Source organism: Lachnoclostridium sp. An14, from assembly GCF_002160755.1.
In the GTDB taxonomy this organism is placed as follows: domain Bacteria; phylum Bacillota; class Clostridia; order Lachnospirales; family Lachnospiraceae; genus Lachnoclostridium_A.
In genome coordinates this window covers 1-984 of the sequence record NZ_NFLE01000084.1, presented here as the reverse complement: position 1 = coordinate 984, position 984 = coordinate 1, and the positions used below count along the sequence as shown (strand labels likewise).

Below are 984 nucleotides of genomic sequence, written 5' to 3'. Positions count from 1 at the left end.
TTTCTTTTTCAGGCTTAATGGTTTATTCCCTACCTCTATCATTTTTAAGATACTTATTGATAACTTCCTCATGATATTTAGATTATACGATGCCTGCTTTTCCAGCGTATGGTTCCCATTCTCTCGGAACGTCACATCCAAATGCCAGTGATAACTTTCTACCTTCCAATGACCCCTTACGGCTCGCGCGGCGTCTTCTATCTCTGTTGACAGACTGCTTATAAAATATCTTTCCTCTATTTGCTCCTTCCCGTCTGCTCCCTTTATCGTGTTCCGCGTCAATAGAATGCTTTTCAGTCCTGGCCACGCCTTTTTCTGGCTTAACCAACCTATATCTTCTGTCTGCCAGTACTCCCTCTTTTCGACTTTCCCTCTTGCTTTTTCCATTGTCTTTTTATAGGCGCATTTTTCCCGCAGCTCCGGGTCTGAGAAATAAAGCCTCACATCTTCATACAAGCTCCCCTGATTCCCCTTTAACGCCAGCACATAGTCCGCCCGTTTCTGTCGAATTTTCTTCGCGATTTCCGTCTGCGTTCCCATGGCGTCCGTTGTGATGATACATCCTTTTATCGTTAGACTGTCCAGCAGTTCGGGGATGGCCATGATTTCATTTGTCTTTTCCTCTACCCGTTTTTGACCCAGGCAAAAGCCGTTCTCATCCACAGCACTGACAATATGGTTCCTTTTCTGGTTTTTATTTCCATTTCCCCTTTGGGTTTTTCCATCAATGGCAAGCAGTTTCCTAATTTTATCTCCTTCCTCACGATTCAGCATTTCGTTCCATTTTTTCTGGAATTGCTCTAAAAATTCCGACGGCACCATCGCAAATACCCTCTGGATTGTATCATGGGAGGGAATCCCATTAGGAAGTTCCAAATAATTTCGCAGAAATTTCTCGTGTTCCTTTCCAAACACTTCCATTTCCACCCAGTCATCCGCATTTGCAAGCATAGCGAAAAAAACGAGCAGGATAATATCCTTCAT

The 984-nt window shown here is 43.6% G+C and carries 1 protein-coding gene; it reads right to left on the bottom strand.

From position 1 onward, the window contains the following. A partial coding sequence (locus B5E84_RS20200; RefSeq protein WP_087226757.1) for an ISAs1 family transposase occupies positions 1–984 on the bottom strand: 984 nt, incomplete at both ends.